The organism is Streptomyces sp. QH1-20 (genome assembly GCF_041283565.1).
GTDB lineage: Bacteria > Actinomycetota > Actinomycetes > Streptomycetales > Streptomycetaceae > Streptomyces > Streptomyces syringius.
This window is the reverse complement of record NZ_CP166299.1, coordinates 4,251,333-4,266,219: the sequence shown is the minus strand read 5'-3', so window position 1 is coordinate 4,266,219 and position 14,887 is coordinate 4,251,333. Positions and strand designations below refer to the sequence as shown.

Genomic DNA, 14,887 nt, shown 5'->3' with positions numbered 1-14,887 from the left:
GCGTGACGTTTGTGAGGACGACGAAGGGCCCCGGCCGGTGGAACCGGCCGGGGCCCTCAAGACACTGTCGGCATCGGACATGCCGCTGCCCGGGGACGGCGTGCCGCTTCCCCGGGCCGCGAACCCCCGGACGTACTCCGCGAATTCTCCTTCACCCCGTGCGAGCCGGGGCGGTGGTGACGAGTCCGGCCGTCAGCCGACCGGCGGCGCGCCGAGCAGAGCCGACGCCGTCTCGAACGGGGTCGGGGCGACGGCGGGCGCCGGCGCGGGGACGTCGTTGCAGGTGAAGCCCAGACGGGTCAGCGCCCGGGTCACCTCGCCCGCGGTGAAGTCACGCCGGTCCTGCCGGGTGATCACTTCCCCCACCTGCTTGACGGGGTAGGTGCGGCGGCCGATGGTCACGGACGGACCCGTGACGGGTTCGGGCTTGACGCCCTTCATCGAATGCTCGACCTCACTCTTGACCAGGTCGAAGGGGAAGCGGGCGATGACGCAGCGCATAGTGCCTCAACAGGGTGGGAGGGAAGACCGGTAGCGGATGCGGACCGGGGGGGATCAGGCGGCGTTACGGGGCGGGGTGCGGCGCTGGGCGGCGCCGCCGGAGCGCTCCCGCGCGGAGGCGGAGGCGGCGGAGCGGCGCGCCTGGGCCGGACGGCTGCGCTGGCCGCGCGCCGAGCCGCGCTTGGGGCGCTCGGCCACCGGCGCGGAGATGGTGACGGGGACGCCCGAGGGTGCCTGGGCACCGGTGATGCGGGTCAGTTCGGCCTCACCCGAGCGGACCTGGGCGATGTGCGGGGTGATGCCGGCGTCGGCCATGAGGCGGGTCATGTCACGGCGCTGGTTGGGGAGGACGAGGGTGACGACGCTGCCGGATTCTCCGGCGCGGGCGGTGCGGCCGCCGCGGTGGAGGTAGTCCTTGTGGTCGCTGGGCGGGTCGACGTTGACGACGAGGTCGAGATTGTCGACGTGGATGCCACGGGCGGCGACATTCGTGGCCACCAGCGCCGTGACGTGCCCGGTCTTGAACTGGGCGAGGGTCCGGGTGCGCTGGGGCTGGGACTTCCCCCCGTGCAGGGCCGCGGCCCGTACTCCGGAGTTCAGGAGGTGGGTGGTGAGCTGGTCCACGGCGTGCTTGGTGTCCAGGAACATGATCACCCGCCCGTCGCGGGCGGCGATCTCCGTGGTCGTGGCGTACTTGTCCGCACCGTGCACGTGCAGGACGTGGTGCTCCATCGTGGTGACCGCACCGGCGGAAGGATCGACGGAGTGGACGACGGGGTCGTGGAGGTAGCGGCGGACCAGGAGATCGACGTTGCGGTCCAAGGTGGCGGAGAACAGCATCCGCTGACCCTCGGGACGCACCTGGTCCAGGAGCTCGGTGACCTGGGGCATGAAGCCCATGTCGGCCATCTGGTCGGCCTCGTCCAGCACGGTGATGTTCACCCGGTCCAGCCGGCAGTCACCACGCTCGATGAGATCCTTCAGCCGCCCCGGCGTCGCCACGACGACCTCACTGCCACCGCGCAGCGCACCGGCCTGACGACCGATCGACATGCCACCCACCACCGTCGCCATGCGCAGCTTCAACGCCCGGGCGTAGGGGGTGAGCGCGTCGGTGACCTGCTGCGCCAGCTCCCGGGTCGGCACCAGCACCAACGCCACCGGCTGCCTGGGCTCGGCACGCAACCCGGCGGTACGGGCCAGCAACGCCAGCCCGAACGCCAACGTCTTACCCGAACCCGTCCGGCCACGACCCAGGACATCCCGACCCGCCAACGAGTTCGGCAACGTCGCCGCCTGGATGGGGAAGGGCTCGGTCACACCGAGGCCGGTGAGCGTCGTCAGCAGCTCGGCGGGCAGGCCGAGCTCGGCGAACGCCTCGACGGGGGGCAGCGCCGGGGTGATGGTCACCGGCAGGGCGAACTCCCCCTGCCGTGCGGCGGGGCGCCGCCCGTAGCCACCGGAGCGGCCGGACGACTGTGCGCGGCCCTGGCCACCCGACCGGCCCTGGGCCTGCTCGCGGAAACCGCGGCCGGAGCCTGCGGAGCCGCCCTTGCCGGAGCGGGCGTAACGGTCGTTCGAACGGGTTGTGCGGTTCAAGTGGAACCTTCCTCGATACGGCACGTATCGAGGAATTCCCGGCGGCCTGCGATGAGCCGCTCAGAGATCGCAAGAACGAACCGAAGAAAAGACGAAATCGAAGCCGGTCGCCTGGGTCGGGACCGGCGTGCGCCCGGCTGTGCGCCGTACGGCGAAGCCATGGGCGGTCTGTGCGGCCGGAGTCACGGGGCGGTTTGTCCGCCATGATCCGGGAAAAGGGGGTTGCCCGTGCGGCGCACCGCGGGGGACCCCTGAAAAAGCAACGAGCTGGGGCCCGCACCCAAGGTGCGGGCCCCAGCTACGTCATGCGTCAGCGCGCTTAGGCGGGGACGATGTTCTCCGCCTGCGGGCCCTTCTGGCCCTGCGTGACGTCGAAGTTCACCTTCTGGCCCTCCTGGAGCTCACGGAAGCCCTGGGTGGCGATGTTCGAGTAGTGGGCGAACACGTCCGGGCCGCCACCCTCCTGCTCGATGAAGCCGAAGCCCTTTTCCGCGTTGAACCACTTCACGGTGCCAGTAGCCATGTCATATCTCCTTCGGGGCAAAATGCCCGAGGTCCGCACTGTGCGGCCCTCGTGTCGCTGTGATGATCGCCCCGGCCGGAAAGCACCGGAAATACGAAAGAGCACTCTCCGGCATGGAATGCCGGGAAGCGCACTTGAAGTCCTTGGGTAACCACAACTGCAACTGGAATCCAGACTAGCACGCTGCGAGCGGTCGGGCACGGGAAGTAATTTCACTCCGCCCGCTGCGCCATAAATCCTTACCGCGCATTGCACTGATTTCTATGGCTGCGGCAATAGATATTCGGCGTCCCGGCCGTCCGCACGGTGCGCGCCTCGGGTGCCCGAGCGTCGGATGTCCCGCGTCAGCCGCCGACCTCGTCCGGTTCCCCGGGGGCGGGGTCGTCGGGGCCGGGCCGACGCAGCTTCTCGTTGATCCGGAGGGCGTCCTCGAGCTGGTCCTCGAGGATCACGATGCGGCAGGCGGCCTCGATCGGGGTGCCGCTGTCGACGAGCTCCCGGGCCCGGGCGGCGACACGTAGCTGATAGCGGGAGTAGCGGCGGTGGCCGCCCTCGGAGCGCAGGGGGGTGATCAGCCCGACCTCCCCGATGGCCCGGAGGAAGCCGGGCGTGGCCCCGATCATCTCCGCGGCACGCCCCATCGTGTAGGCGGGGTAGTCGTCGTCGTCGAGTCGATCGGTGGCGGACGGTTGATTCTCTGGGGGCATTCGCACCTTTTCTGGGACGCGCCGAAGCCCCCGGCGCCGTGTGTGGCACCGGGATCCCGAGGCGTTTTTGAGCACCACCCGTCGGCGATGTGCGCCGAATTCCACCGTTTTGTGTCGACCCAGGAGGGCGGCGTACGTCCCGCCTCCGGCGCTTCACTGCCGGTGCCGGTGATGCTCACACCGGTTACAGGAAAAAGCCTAGCCCCGCACAAAGTCCATGTCTACCGTCACCATGACAGGTTTTCGCGCTCCCCCGGCGGAATTTCTATCCAATTGCCCTGGACATGGGCGCCGGACGAGCACGGGCGGCGCCGCCGCGCCGCCCGTCGGCCACTTCTCAGCCGGTCGCGGCGAGCTCTCCGCTGAGCGTGCCGTGGAGCCTGGCGCTGTGTTCGTCCAGCCCGGTGATCCGGGCGGTCTTGCCCCGCTGCGCGTACTTGGCGGTGACGGCGTCCAGCGCGGCCACGGAGGACGCGTCCCATATGCGGGCGCCGGTGAGGTCGATGACGACCTCGTCCGGGTCACCGGCGTAGTCGAAGCGAGCGGCCAGCTCGTTCGCGGAGGCGAAGAAGAGCGCGCCGGTCACCGCGTAGACGACCCGGCGGCCGTCGGGGTCGGTGACCGAGGTGACGTCCGCGACGTGGGCGACACGCTTGGCGAAGATGACCATGGCGGTGATCGTGCCGACGACCACACCGATGGCGAGGTTGTGGGTCGCGACCACACAGCCGACCGTGATCACCATGACGGCGATCTCCCCGGCGGGCATGCGCCGCAGCGTCCGCGGCGCGATGGAGTGCCAGTCGAACGCGGCGACCGACACCATGATCATGACGGCGACGAGAGCGGCCATGGGGATGTCGGAGACGACCGGGCCGAAGACCACGCACAGCACCAGCAGGAACGCGCCCGCGAGGAACGTCGACAGCCGGGTGCGGGCCCCGGACACCCGTACGTTGATCATGGTCTGGCCGATCACCGCGCAGCCGCCCATGCCACCGAGCAGACCGGTGACGATGTTGGCGATGCCCTGGCCGATCGATTCGCGCTTCTTGTCGGAGCGGGTGTCGGTGATGTCGTCGACCAGCTTCGCGGTCAGCAGCGACTCCATCAGCCCGACCAGCGCCATCGCCAGCGCGTAGGGGGCGACGGTCGTCAGCGTCTGGAGCGTGAACGGCACGTCGGGCAGGCCCGGCACCGGCAGCGAGGAGGGCAGGTCACCCCGGTCGCCCACGGTCGGCACCGCGATCCCGGCGGCCACGGTGATGACGGTGAGGATGACGACGGACACCAGCGGCGCGGGCACCGAGCGAGTGATCCTCGGGAAGCCCACCATCAGCGCGATACCGGCGACGACCAGCGGATAGACGGCCCAGGGCACATCCCGCAGCTCGGGCACCTGGGCCAGGAAGACCAGGATCGCGAGGGCGTTGACGAAGCCGACCATCACGCTGCGCGGCACGAACCGCATCAGCTTCGCGACCCCCAGCGCGCCGAGCGCGATCTGGAAGACACCGGCGAGGACGACACAGGCGATCAGATACCCGAGACCGTGCTCGCGGTTGAGCGGGGCGATGACCAGGGCGACGGCCCCGGTCGCCGCCGAGATCATCGCGGGCCGCCCGCCGACCACCGCCGTTGTGACGGCCATGGTGAACGAGGCGAACAGCCCGACGCTCGGATCCACCCCGGCGATCACCGAGAACGAGATCGCCTCGGGGATCAGCGCCAGCGCGACCACGAGACCGGCCAGCACCTCGGTGCGCAGGAGCTTCCGGGACAGCCGGGGCGGCCGGACGGCGCGCAGCCGGGCGACCGGGGACAGTGCGGGAGAGGGCAAGGGAGGAGAAACCTCATCGTGCTCGGGCGCACCCCGTCGGCGGGGCCGGGGCGGGCGGAGGGGAAGCCGTGCGAGGCCCGGCACGCGGCCGGGCGGGGGGGCGCTCGGGGGTACGGACCGGCCGTCGGCGCCCGTCAACTCTACCTACGAGCCCTTCGAAGCCCCCCGGGCCGAGACGTCAGCGGCCGGGCCCCTGCGTACTGCGCGGTAGTCCCGGAGAGTGATTCCGGGGAAATTTTCCGCGAGGCGCCGAGCGAGGTGTCGAGAACGCGTCGTCGGCCACGACGTCCCCTGTGAGAGTCGCCCGCACGAGGTGACGAGGCAGCCGAGGGAGCGAAGTCATGAAGTATCTGGTGATGGTGCAGGGAACCCAGGCCGACTACGAGGCGATGCGCGGCAAGGAGTCCGCGCACAGCCCGGCCTGGAGCGAGAAGGACGTGCAGACGATGTTCGCCTTCATGGGACAGCTCAATGACGAGCTCGCCGAATCCGGCGAGCTCGTGGACGCCCAGGGCCTGGTCGAGCCGGCCCGGACCCGCACGGTGACCGCGGGCGAGGACGGCCGCCCGGTGATCTCCGACGGCCCCTACGGCGAGACCAAGGAACTGCTCGCCGGGTACTGGGTGCTCGACTGCGCGAGCCTGGACCGGGTCACCGAGATCGCCGCGCGCGTCACCCAGTGCCCGGCCCCGGCGGGCGCCCCCGTGTACCCGGTGGTGATCCGTCCCATCGACGAGAGCGGTTGCTAGGGGTGAGACGTACGACCGAGGTCGAGGACCTGCTGCGCCTGCACGCACCGCAGGTCCTCGGCGCGGTGGTGCGCCGCTACGGTCACTTCGGTCCGGCCGAGGACGCCGTGCAGGAGGCGCTGCTCGCCGCCGCGCGGCAGTGGCCGGAGACCGGACCGCCGGACAACCCGCGCGGCTGGCTGATCAGGGTCGCCTCCCGGCGCCTCATGGACGCGCTGCGCGCCGACACAGCCCGGCGCAGACGCGAGGAGAGCGCCGCGGCGCTCATGCCCCGGGACGCCTTCACCGCCCCGCCGCCCGGTGAGAGCCGCGCCCCGTCCGAGGACGACACGCTCACCCTGCTGTTCCTGTGCTGCCACCCCGCGCTCAGCCCACCCGCGCAGATCGCCCTGACGCTGCGCGCCGTCGGCGGCCTGACGACGGCCGAGATCGCCCGCGCGCTGCTGGTGCCGGAGGCGACGACGGCGCAGCGGATCAGCAGGGCGAAACAGAAGATCAAGGGCCAGCCCTTCCGGCAGCCGGGCACCGAGGACCGCGACCGGCGCCTCGCCGCCGTGCTCCAGGTCCTCTACCTGATCTTCAACGAGGGCTATACGGCGACCTCCGGCCCCGAACTGCACCGCGCGGACCTCGCCCGCGAGGCGATCCGGCTGACCAGGGCCGTGCGCCGGCTGCTGCCCCGGGAGGGCGCGGTGACCGGGCTGCTGGCGCTCATGCTGCTCACCGAAGCCCGCAGTCCGGCCCGCACCGGCCCGAACGGCGAGCTGATCCCGCTCGACGAGCAGGACCGCACCCGCTGGGACCGCGGCGCCATCGCCGAGGGCACCGCCCTGGTGGAGGAGGCCCTGGCCCAGGGCCCCGCGGGCGCCTATCAGCTGCAGGCGGCGATCGCGGCGCTGCATGACGAGGCACCCCGCGCCGAGGACACCGACTGGCCGCAGATCCTCGCCCTCTACGACGTCCTCGTGCGCCGCGTACCCGACCCGATGGCCGAGCTCGGCAGGGCCGTGGCCGTCGCCATGGTGCACGGCCCGAGCGCCGGTCTCGCCGAGGCCGACGCCCTGGAGGACCGTTTGGCGGGCCACCACCGGCTCGACGCCGTACGCGCCCACCTGCTGGAGATGGCGGGGGACACCGAAGGCGCCAGGGCCGCCTACCGCCGGGCGGCCGGGCACACCCTCAGCGTCCCCGAGTCCCACTACCTCCGCGCCCGCGCGGCCCGGCTGACACCCCCGGCCGGTCGTCCGCCGCGCCGAGCGCGTGCGACGGCCCGGGGCCCGGGGGATCATCGACCCATGTCTCCTTCGCTCCGGCTCGCGCAGCAGCCCGAAGCCGACGAGCTGCTCTCCCGCAGCCCGCTGGCCGCCCTGGTCGGGATGCTCCTGGACCAGCAGGTCCCCATGGAATGGGCCTTCACCGGGCCGTACACCGTGGCGCGGCGGATGGGCCACGACGACCTGGACGCACGGGAGATCGCCGCCAAGGACCCCGAGGAGCTGGAGGCGCTGTTCGCGGAGAAACCGGCCGTGCACCGCTATCCGGCCTCCATGGCCAAGCGGGTCCAGCAGCTGTGCCAGTACCTCGTCGAGCACTACGACGGGGACGCGAGCGCGGTCTGGCGCGACGCCGCCACCGGCGGGGAACTGCTGAAACGGCTCAACGAGCTGCCCGGTTTCGGCAAGCAGAAGTCCCAGATCTTCCTGGCGCTGCTGGGCAAGCAGTTCACGGTGACGCCGGACGGCTGGCGGGAGGCGGCGGGCCCCTACGGCGAGGACGGCTCGCACCGCTCGGTGGCCGACATCACCGGCCCGGAGTCGCTGGAGAAGGTCCGCGCCTACAAGCAGCAGATGAAACGGGCCGCCGCCGCGAAGAAGGCGTGAGGCCCCACCACCCCTGGAGCCCGCGATTCGCCGTCCACAGGCTGTGCATAACCTTCCGGCGCGCCGAATCCGAGGAAAAAGGGCTGTCAGTCAGACAAGTGGACCCTTGCATCGCTCCCGGTATGCGGCTGATTGTCGCCTTCGCGCTACCGCGCCATGGCTGCGCTCGGAGCCTGTCGCCCGGTAGGCTTTCCGTGTGATCTTCAAGCGCATCGGAAACGGGCGGCCGTACCCCGACCACGGCCGGGAAAGCACCCGGCAGTGGGCGGACGTCGCCCCCCGCCCGGTGCGCCTCGACCAGTTGGTGACCACGAAGCAGCAGCTCGACCTCGAGACGCTGCTCGCGGAGGACTCGACGTTCTACGGCGACCTCTTCGCCCACGTCGTGAAGTGGCAGGGCGACCTCTATCTCGAGGACGGTCTGCACCGCGCGGTGCGCGCGGCGCTCCAGCAGCGCCAGGTCCTGCACGCCCGCGTACTCGAACTGGGCTGAGCACCGCCCGCAGCGCCCCCGCACCACCACCCGCCCCGGCCGATATTGGCCCTTTTGGGTTGGGGTGCCCGCAACCCGTTGATCATCTAGTAGGCAGCGGCTCCGGCCCGCACTACGCTGCGCCCATGAGCATGCTCACCCCTCCCGGCATGGGCGGAAAGTACCGCATCACGGGCAGCCGGTTCCCGCACATGCGCCGCCCTCGAAGCCGCCGCAGGATCGTGCTCGCCGCGGTCACCGCGACCGTCGTGCTCGGTCTGGGCGGGTGGGGCACGATCCAGCTCGTCGACGTCTTCTCCGGCGGCGGCAGCACCGAGACCCGCGCGGCCCCCAAGGGCGGCGAGGGTGACTGCAAGCCCGCCGACGGCGGGACGGCGGGACGGGCGGCGACCGCCCCCGCGGCCCCGAAGCCGCTCCCCAAGCCCTCCGACATCACCGTCAACGTCTACAACGCCACGCCGCGCGGCGGTCTCGCCAAGACCACCGCGGACGAGCTGGCGAAGCGCGGCTTCAAGATCGGCAAGGTGGGGAACGCCCCCGCCGCGTACGACAAGAAGGTCGCGAAGGCCGGGCTGCTGCTGGGCGGCCCGGACTCCGAGGGCGCGCTGAAGCTCGTGGGCGCCCAGCTCACCGACACGGAGGCGAAGGCCGGCCGGCACGACGACGCGGACATCGATCTGATCCTGGGCACGGCCTTCAAGCAGCTGTCGTCACCGGCGGACGCCGAGCGGGCCGTGGCCGAACTGACCGCGCCGCCGAAGCCGTCGCAGTCCGCGCGGAAGTGCTGAGCGCCGGGCGGGCTGATTCAGCCCGTCCGGCGCTTGAGGACGCGCCCGCAGGGCGCTCGCCGCCGCAAGCGGCAACGAGACGGCCCGGGGGCACGGAAGAGGCAGGCCTACGCGGCCCGGCGAACCGCTCAGCCCGCGGCGGTCCCGTACATGCGGTCGCCCGCGTCACCGAGGCCCGGGACGATGTAGCCCGCCTCGTTGAGCCGCTCGTCCACCGACGCCGTGACGACGGTGACCGGCGCGCCCGCCAGATCCCGCTCCATGACCTCGACGCCCTCGGGCGCGGCCAGCAGCGTGATCGCGGTGACGTCGTCCGCGCCGCGCTCGATCAGCTCGTTGATCGCGGCGACGAGCGTGCCGCCGGTGGCGAGCATCGGGTCGAGCACGTACACCTGGCGACCCGAGAGGTCGTCGGGCATGCGCGTCGCGTAGGTCTCCGCCTTGAGGGTCTCCTCATTGCGGATCATGCCCAGGAAGCCGACCTCGGCCGTGGGCAGCAGCCGCACCATGCCGTCGAGCATGCCGAGCCCGGCACGCAGGATCGGCACCACGAGCGGGCGCGGGTGGGACAGCTTCACGCCGGTGGTGGCGCAGACCGGGGACTCGATGTCGACCTGCTCGGTGCGCACGTCGCGCGTCGCCTCGTAGGCGAGCAGGGTGACCAGCTCGTCGCTGAGACGCCGGAAAGTGGGGGAGTCGGTGCGCTTGTCGCGCAGCGTGGTGAGTTTGTGCGCCACCAGCGGGTGGTCGACGACGTGGATCCGCATGACATCGACATTAACCGAGCTTTCGGGCATCAGCGCCCGCCCGGTGCCCGACGACGGTCTGCCGTCTCACTGGCATCAAACCACCACTAAGGGGGAAAGTGGGCACGTACGCCTGGACTGACGCTCCGGGCGAGGACCTCGGCGCGAGGTGGTGCTGCCCATGGCTGACCGTGACAAGCGCGGACGCGAACCGGCCCCGGAGGCCCGGGAGGCGGGGATACCGACAGAGCCCCTGGACCGGGCGGAGGGTTCGGAGACCGAAGGGGAACGCAGGCGCAGACGCGCCCAGTTCCTCCGCGAGCTGAACGAGGCCAAGGAGCTGCGGGACCGGGTGCAGCCGCGTCGGGCCCGGGCGGCGCGGATGCGGCAGCAGATGCGCATGCGGACGTTCCGCTGGTGACGGAACTGGTGACGGAAAGAGCCCCGGACGGCCCGCGACACGGGCGGGCGGCTCACCCGACACGGCCGGGCTCCCAGGTGAGGCGTACGGGCGACGCACCGGCGCCCGTACGGGCCACGTGAGCCACATCTCTTCGGACTGCTGCACGACGCAGCGCGGAAGACCTCTCGCAACGGCCGGGTTTCTGCCACGATTCCGAGTGGGCGGGGTGGTGTCCCCGTCCGGCCCGGCACCGCCTATGACCAGTGGGAGAGTCACGGTGTACTTCGCCGCACTGCTCGCGCGCACCGAAGACGGGTGGCAAGCGAGCGACACAGACCTCGACAACGTGGAAACCTTGTCGGACTTCGCCGACCTGGCCCGGCAGGCCTCGGTCGACGACGACACGGTCCTGGTGTTCATCGAGCAGGAGGACGCCTGGTTCGGTCTCGTCCGGGTGGATGGCGAGGAGGACCCCCGCATCTACCTCTCGGACGCCGTCGCGGCCAGCCGCAGCTCGTACGGCGCGATGCTCGCCGACGAGCTGCTGGGCCGCGAGGAGAGCGACCTCGACAGCCTGGTCGATCTCGACGGCACGGAGGACGGCGAGCCGGAGGGCACGGCGGACGACGACGCCTCGGGCGACGCCGAGCCGGTGCCGGCCGGTCCGCTGGGCGACCCGGAGATCATGGCCGATCTCGGGATGAGCGAGAAGGAGCTGAAGTCCCTCGGCGGGGACGCGCTCGGCGACATCGCCGACATGCTCGGCTGCACGGATGTCCTGGAGGCCGTCCGCTGACGGCCGCCTGGGCCCCGCTCGCTCACACTGGTGCCATGAGCGCAGCCGCCGAGAACACTCCGCACGACCCCGTACGCGACCCGTGGCGCGGCCCCATGCGGGCCGCGCTGGCGGAGGCCGCACAGGCCCCCGCCACCGGCGACGTGCCGGTCGGCGCCATCGTGCTGGACCCGGACGGCGCCGTCATCGGCCGCGGCCGCAACGAGCGCGAGGCCACCGGCGACCCGACGGGCCACGCGGAGGTCCTCGCCATCCGCGAGGCCGCGGCCGCCGTCGGCGAGTGGCGCCTGTCCGGCTGCACGCTCGTGGTCACCCTGGAGCCGTGCACGATGTGCGCGGGCGCGATCGTCCTCTCCCGCCTGGACCGGGTCGTCTACGGCGCGGTCGACGAGAAGGCCGGCGCGGCCGGCTCCCTCTGGGACGTCATCCGCGACCGCCGTCTGAACCACCGCCCCGAGGTCATCACCGGCGTCCTCGCCGACGAGTGCGCGACGCTCCTGACGGACTTCTTCCGCACCCGCTGACCCCACCCCGGGCCCCCGGCGGGCCCCCTGACGGAGGCCGATTACAAAGCACGGCCAACTGTCCGCTAAGCTTCCTCTCGGTAGCGTGTCCGAGCGGCCTAAGGAGCACGCCTCGAAAGCGTGTGTGGGGGCAACTCCACCGTGGGTTCAAATCCCACCGCTACCGCCATGAACACCCCTCCGACCTGCGGAAACGCGGTCGGAGGGGTGTTTTGCTCGTCCACCGGCCGACACGTCGGCGCAACGGGCGTCGGGCGCCCGACACCCGGACGGCCCCGTCTGCGGAGCAGAGGGGCCGATTCACTCGATCGTTGCGGGCGGGGCGCCGGGCCGGTCAGCGGTCGGCAGAGCCGCGTGCCCCCGTCGGCACCGCTTCCCGCTCGGCGGCGTCGATGCCGGTATCCCCGTCCGCGGCCGTGTCCGTGTCCGTGTCCGTGGAGGGACCGCCGCAGGCGACCGCTCGGGACGGCGTCGGGGGTGCCGGGCGGCGGAAGGCGGCCAGGGCCACTCCTGCCAGCACGATCAGGCCGCCGACGCCGGACATCAGGCCCGGGACGGCGCCGAGGAGGGCCGCGTCCAGGGCGAGGGCCGCCACGGGGACCGCGTAGAGGACGAGGGAGCTGGTCGACGCCGTGGCCGCCGCGAGGACGCGGGACCAGGTGCAGAAGGCCAGGACCGTGCAGGCGAGGCCGAGCCAGACGACGGCGGCGGTCTGCTGCCAGTCGGCCGCGATGAGCTGGGTCGCCGCGTCCGGGGTGAAGACCAGCAGGGGGACGAGGCCGAAGAGGCTGCCGTAGAAGATGCAGTCCATGCCCGAGTACCGGCGCAGCAGGGGCTTCTGCAGGATGAAGGACGTGGCCTGGGCCGCCGCGGCCAGGACGATCATCGCCATGCCGGAGTACGAGCCGCCGCCGTCGCCGCCGGCCGTCGCCACCACGAGCGCGCCGGACAGCGCCACCACGAGCCCGGCGACGCCCCAGGAGCCGGGGCGCTCCCGCAGGACGAGCATGCCGAGGGCCGTGGCGAAGACGGGCGAGGTGGCCACGAGCATCGCGGCCGTGCCGCCCTCGACGTGCCGTTCGCCGGCGTAGAGGAGCAGCTGATAGGCCGTCATGCCGGTGACACCGAAGCCGGCCATGCGCAGCAGGTCGCCCCGGCGCAGTCGGCTGATGCGGCCGGTGAACACGCACGGCAGCAGGAGCACGAGCGCGAAGACAAGGCGCAGAACCGCCATGGCCGTTGGGGAGTACCCCTCCAGCGCGATGCGGATCGCCGGGAAGGCCGATCCCCACAACAGGGCCGTCGCGGCCATGAACTTCCACGGAGTCACTGCTCGGCGCTCGCCCGGCATGGTGTTACCGCCTCACGGTCGGCCGGATTCGGACGCTCCCGAAGCTACCGAGACCCGCTCCATAAGTCGAATAACAGATTCCGACATTGAATCAAAGGATTGCTTTGATGCGAGGTCCCGCGCCCCGATCGGCGGCTTCGTTTCGGCTTCCGTTCACGCGGCGCCGAGTACGACCGTTCCACGGTCGTACCGCGGTCGAAATCCACCACAAGGGCGGGGATTTTACTCCCGGGACCGGCACGCCTGACGGTAAATTCCGGCTTTCCCCCACGCCGGGCGCGATTGTGGTGAAATCGCCCCAGGTCAAAAAGCGGCCTTCTCCGGGTCAGAACCAGCACCCTGAAGAGGACCTCATGCAGGTGCCCACCCAGATCATCTCCGCCCATTGCGTGGTGGCCTTCCCCGACGTGGTCGACATCGAGAACGCCCCCGGTCTCCGCACCGCACTGCAAAGGATCATCGAGGCCCATGCGCATACCTGCGACGCGCTGATCGCCGATCTGTCGGCCTCCCGCTTCGCCACCGCGACCGCCCTGTCGGTCCTGGTGGAGACCCGGCGGCGGACGCGGCGCGAGGGAATGGATCTGTACGTGGTGGTGCCGGCGCCGCTCGCCCGCAAGGCCTTCGTCATCACGGGGCTCAACGAATCGATTCCGCTGTACGCGACCCTCGGCGAGGTCCCCGGGCGCGCGGCACCACCCGTCCCGGTCGCCGCTCCCGTGCCGGCTCCCTCCGCGCGGATGCCCCGTCAGCCGGGCGGCGGGCAGCGGGGTGAGTGCCGCACCGAGGACGGCGGCGCGGCGACGGGAGAAGACCGCCCGGCCCCCTGAAGCCCCCGACCGAGCACCCCGACTGCGCCCCCAGGCCAGCCCGTGGCCGTCGCGCTCCCCCCGCGCCCGCGCGCGCGGCGCACGGGCACCGAAAAGCCCCGGCTCCGAACCCGTGATCGAACGGGCTCGAAGCCGGGGCTCCGGCGTTTGGTACGGGGGAAGCGGCGATCGGGGGGACAAGCCGCTTCCCCCGACGAGGACACGGTCTCCAAGTACGGGCCGCATCAGGGGAAAGCGCGGCCCGGACCCCGCAGCGAGGCCATGTCCCTCACCCTCCGGATTCCTGCCAGACCCGTTGGGCGTAGGGTCCATCCTCCGCCCACCGGGAGGCCCGACGGGCGGGCGAACGACCCTGCTTGCCGGGCCTTTGGTCCCTAAAGATGATGTGAGCACCGCGCGCGCTCCCGATCTTCGACCGTACGTACGGATAGACTCTCGCGACCGCACAGGGGAGCAGCCGGGGAGGCAGCGCGTCATGGCGCAAGCGAGGAAGATCGCCACCTACGTCATCGTCATTTTCGTGGGGTACACGATCATCACCTCCCCCGCACGGTCGGCCGAGCTCGTCCAGCTAGGCTTCGAGGGGATCTCGGACGCCGCCAAGAGCATCGGCGAGTTCATGACCCAGCTGATCAACTGACCGACGCCGCGTCGCTCGTACGGAGGGCAGCCCCGTGATTCGCCATCTCGTCCTGTTCAAGCTCAACGAGGGCGTCGAGCGCGACGACCCGCGGGTCGTCGCCGGCGTGCAGGCGTTCGAGAAACTGGGCGACCTCGTGCCCGAGCTGCGCTCCTGGGAGTGCGCGTGGAACATCACGGACCGGCCGATCGCCTACGACTACGCGATCAACTCCTCCGTCGAGGACACCGCCGCGCTCCAGCGCTACCTCGACCACCCCGAGCATCAGGCGGGCGTCGCGCTGTGGCGTGAGTTCGCCACTTGGGTGATCGCCGACTACGCGTTCTGAGCGGTTCGCACGGGCCGTTCGCGGCGTAGGCACCGCAAGACCCCTCACCACCACGGTGAGGGGTCATTTTTGCGTTCAACACGGTGTTATGGGGTGCTTGCACACAGTGCACATGTCTTGTGATGCTATGACCGCTTTTCCCGGATGAGTTGAGTGAATTGAATGCGTCGACGTGAAGGGGTGGCGTGA

17 protein-coding genes, 1 tRNA gene and 1 pseudogene are annotated in these 14,887 nt (G+C 71.2%); 12 read left to right on the top strand and 7 right to left on the bottom strand.

The window, feature by feature from the left end; genetic code table 11:
• Nucleotides 1-192 precede the first annotated feature (192 nt).
• From AB8O64_RS19235 to AB8O64_RS19215, 5 genes are all read right to left on the bottom strand, one after another.
• Nucleotides 193-501 carry an SCO5918 family protein gene (locus AB8O64_RS19235; protein WP_370420210.1) on the bottom strand — a complete coding sequence of 103 codons (309 nt, stop codon included), beginning with the start codon at nucleotides 499-501 and terminating at the stop codon, nucleotides 193-195.
• 54 nt (nucleotides 502-555) lie between these two features.
• Nucleotides 556-2,100 (bottom strand): DEAD/DEAH box helicase, encoded by a 1,545-nt coding sequence (locus AB8O64_RS19230; RefSeq protein WP_370420209.1) that lies wholly within the window; start codon nucleotides 2,098-2,100, stop codon nucleotides 556-558.
• Between the two features lie 319 nt (nucleotides 2,101-2,419).
• Entirely contained in the window at nucleotides 2,420-2,623 is a 204-nt protein-coding gene (locus AB8O64_RS19225) for a cold-shock protein (protein WP_018536328.1), read from the bottom strand.
• Between the two features lie 344 nt (nucleotides 2,624-2,967).
• The gene (locus AB8O64_RS19220; protein WP_370420207.1) at nucleotides 2,968-3,330 is read right to left on the bottom strand and encodes a MerR family transcriptional regulator; all 363 of its coding nucleotides are present in this window, start codon (nucleotides 3,328-3,330) and stop codon (nucleotides 2,968-2,970) included.
• A 337-nt stretch (nucleotides 3,331-3,667) separates the two neighbouring features.
• Nucleotides 3,668-5,170 carry a SulP family inorganic anion transporter gene (locus AB8O64_RS19215; RefSeq protein WP_370420206.1) on the bottom strand — a complete coding sequence of 501 codons (1,503 nt, stop codon included), beginning with the start codon at nucleotides 5,168-5,170 and terminating at the stop codon, nucleotides 3,668-3,670.
• 341 nt (nucleotides 5,171-5,511) lie between these two features.
• Here AB8O64_RS19215 and AB8O64_RS19210 point away from each other — a divergent pair, with 341 nt between their 5' ends.
• The 5 genes and pseudogenes from AB8O64_RS19210 (at nucleotide 5,512) to AB8O64_RS19190 (ending at nucleotide 9,080) form a co-directional block, all read left to right on the top strand.
• Nucleotides 5,512-5,919: a YciI family protein gene (locus AB8O64_RS19210; RefSeq protein WP_370420204.1), complete on the top strand. Its 408-nt coding sequence runs from the start codon at nucleotides 5,512-5,514 to the stop codon at nucleotides 5,917-5,919.
• Nucleotides 5,920-5,921: 2 nt separating this feature from the next.
• Nucleotides 5,922-7,151 (top strand): annotated as a pseudogene (locus AB8O64_RS19205) (RNA polymerase sigma factor); the annotation flags it as partial.
• Nucleotides 7,152-7,214: 63 nt separating this feature from the next.
• Nucleotides 7,215-7,799, top strand: a complete 585-nt coding sequence (locus AB8O64_RS19200) for an HhH-GPD-type base excision DNA repair protein (protein WP_370423904.1) — start codon at nucleotides 7,215-7,217, stop codon at nucleotides 7,797-7,799.
• Nucleotides 7,800-7,995: 196 nt separating this feature from the next.
• Nucleotides 7,996-8,292, top strand: coding sequence for a type II toxin-antitoxin system VapB family antitoxin (locus tag AB8O64_RS19195; RefSeq protein WP_003986294.1), 297 nt, complete (start codon nucleotides 7,996-7,998; stop codon nucleotides 8,290-8,292).
• A gap of 125 nt (nucleotides 8,293-8,417) precedes the next feature.
• Nucleotides 8,418-9,080, top strand: coding sequence for a LytR C-terminal domain-containing protein (locus tag AB8O64_RS19190; protein WP_370420203.1), 663 nt, complete (start codon nucleotides 8,418-8,420; stop codon nucleotides 9,078-9,080).
• Nucleotides 9,081-9,208: 128 nt separating this feature from the next.
• Here the strand turns inward: AB8O64_RS19190 and upp are convergent, their stop codons facing one another.
• Nucleotides 9,209-9,847 (bottom strand): uracil phosphoribosyltransferase, encoded by a 639-nt coding sequence (upp, locus tag AB8O64_RS19185; RefSeq protein WP_361927895.1) that lies wholly within the window; start codon nucleotides 9,845-9,847, stop codon nucleotides 9,209-9,211.
• Nucleotides 9,848-10,007: 160 nt separating this feature from the next.
• Here upp and AB8O64_RS19180 point away from each other — a divergent pair, with 160 nt between their 5' ends.
• The 4 genes from AB8O64_RS19180 (at nucleotide 10,008) to AB8O64_RS19165 (ending at nucleotide 11,718) form a co-directional block, all read left to right on the top strand.
• Entirely contained in the window at nucleotides 10,008-10,247 is a 240-nt protein-coding gene (locus tag AB8O64_RS19180) for a hypothetical protein (RefSeq protein ID WP_370420202.1), read from the top strand.
• A gap of 259 nt (nucleotides 10,248-10,506) precedes the next feature.
• Nucleotides 10,507-11,025 carry a hypothetical protein gene (locus tag AB8O64_RS19175; protein ID WP_370420201.1) on the top strand — a complete coding sequence of 173 codons (519 nt, stop codon included), beginning with the start codon at nucleotides 10,507-10,509 and terminating at the stop codon, nucleotides 11,023-11,025.
• Between the two features lie 35 nt (nucleotides 11,026-11,060).
• A complete protein-coding gene (tadA, locus tag AB8O64_RS19170) occupies nucleotides 11,061-11,549 on the top strand; it encodes a tRNA adenosine(34) deaminase TadA (RefSeq protein WP_370420200.1) in 489 nt (162 codons plus the stop codon).
• Between the two features lie 79 nt (nucleotides 11,550-11,628).
• Nucleotides 11,629-11,718: transfer RNA gene (locus tag AB8O64_RS19165), tRNA-Ser, on the top strand.
• Nucleotides 11,719-11,883: 165 nt separating this feature from the next.
• Here AB8O64_RS19165 and AB8O64_RS19160 read toward each other — a convergent pair.
• Nucleotides 11,884-12,861 carry a DMT family transporter gene (locus tag AB8O64_RS19160; RefSeq protein WP_370420199.1) on the bottom strand — a complete coding sequence of 326 codons (978 nt, stop codon included), beginning with the start codon at nucleotides 12,859-12,861 and terminating at the stop codon, nucleotides 11,884-11,886.
• 392 nt (nucleotides 12,862-13,253) lie between these two features.
• Here AB8O64_RS19160 and AB8O64_RS19155 point away from each other — a divergent pair, with 392 nt between their 5' ends.
• The 3 genes from AB8O64_RS19155 to AB8O64_RS19145 all read left to right on the top strand — a co-directional run bounded on the left by AB8O64_RS19155 (nucleotide 13,254) and on the right by AB8O64_RS19145 (nucleotide 14,698).
• Nucleotides 13,254-13,730: an STAS domain-containing protein gene (locus AB8O64_RS19155; protein WP_370420197.1), complete on the top strand. Its 477-nt coding sequence runs from the start codon at nucleotides 13,254-13,256 to the stop codon at nucleotides 13,728-13,730.
• A gap of 475 nt (nucleotides 13,731-14,205) precedes the next feature.
• Nucleotides 14,206-14,370: a hypothetical protein gene (locus AB8O64_RS19150; protein WP_184739929.1), complete on the top strand. Its 165-nt coding sequence runs from the start codon at nucleotides 14,206-14,208 to the stop codon at nucleotides 14,368-14,370.
• A gap of 34 nt (nucleotides 14,371-14,404) precedes the next feature.
• Nucleotides 14,405-14,698 carry a Dabb family protein gene (locus AB8O64_RS19145; RefSeq protein WP_370420195.1) on the top strand — a complete coding sequence of 98 codons (294 nt, stop codon included), beginning with the start codon at nucleotides 14,405-14,407 and terminating at the stop codon, nucleotides 14,696-14,698.
• The last annotated feature ends 189 nt before the right edge of the window (nucleotides 14,699-14,887 follow it).

What these genes read in the sequence shown, in the direction of transcription:
- AB8O64_RS19235 (WP_370420210.1), bottom strand. Translation starts at nt 501, where the DNA reads ATGCGCTGCGTCATCGCCCGCTTCCCCTTCGACCTGGTCAAGAGTGAG.
- AB8O64_RS19225 (WP_018536328.1), bottom strand. Translation starts at nt 2,623, where the DNA reads ATGGCTACTGGCACCGTGAAGTGGTTCAACGCGGAAAAGGGCTTCGGC.
- AB8O64_RS19220 (WP_370420207.1), bottom strand. Translation starts at nt 3,330, where the DNA reads ATGCCCCCAGAGAATCAACCGTCCGCCACCGATCGACTCGACGACGAC.
- AB8O64_RS19210 (WP_370420204.1), top strand. Translation starts at nt 5,512, where the DNA reads ATGAAGTATCTGGTGATGGTGCAGGGAACCCAGGCCGACTACGAGGCG.
- AB8O64_RS19200 (WP_370423904.1), top strand. Translation starts at nt 7,215, where the DNA reads ATGTCTCCTTCGCTCCGGCTCGCGCAGCAGCCCGAAGCCGACGAGCTG.
- AB8O64_RS19190 (WP_370420203.1), top strand. Translation starts at nt 8,418, where the DNA reads ATGAGCATGCTCACCCCTCCCGGCATGGGCGGAAAGTACCGCATCACG.
- upp (WP_361927895.1), bottom strand. Translation starts at nt 9,847, where the DNA reads ATGCGGATCCACGTCGTCGACCACCCGCTGGTGGCGCACAAACTCACC.
- AB8O64_RS19180 (WP_370420202.1), top strand. Translation starts at nt 10,008, where the DNA reads ATGGCTGACCGTGACAAGCGCGGACGCGAACCGGCCCCGGAGGCCCGG.
- tadA (WP_370420200.1), top strand. Translation starts at nt 11,061, where the DNA reads ATGAGCGCAGCCGCCGAGAACACTCCGCACGACCCCGTACGCGACCCG.
- AB8O64_RS19160 (WP_370420199.1), bottom strand. Translation starts at nt 12,861, where the DNA reads ATGGCCGCGACGGCCCTGTTGTGGGGATCGGCCTTCCCGGCGATCCGC.
- AB8O64_RS19155 (WP_370420197.1), top strand. Translation starts at nt 13,254, where the DNA reads ATGCAGGTGCCCACCCAGATCATCTCCGCCCATTGCGTGGTGGCCTTC.
- AB8O64_RS19150 (WP_184739929.1), top strand. Translation starts at nt 14,206, where the DNA reads ATGGCGCAAGCGAGGAAGATCGCCACCTACGTCATCGTCATTTTCGTG.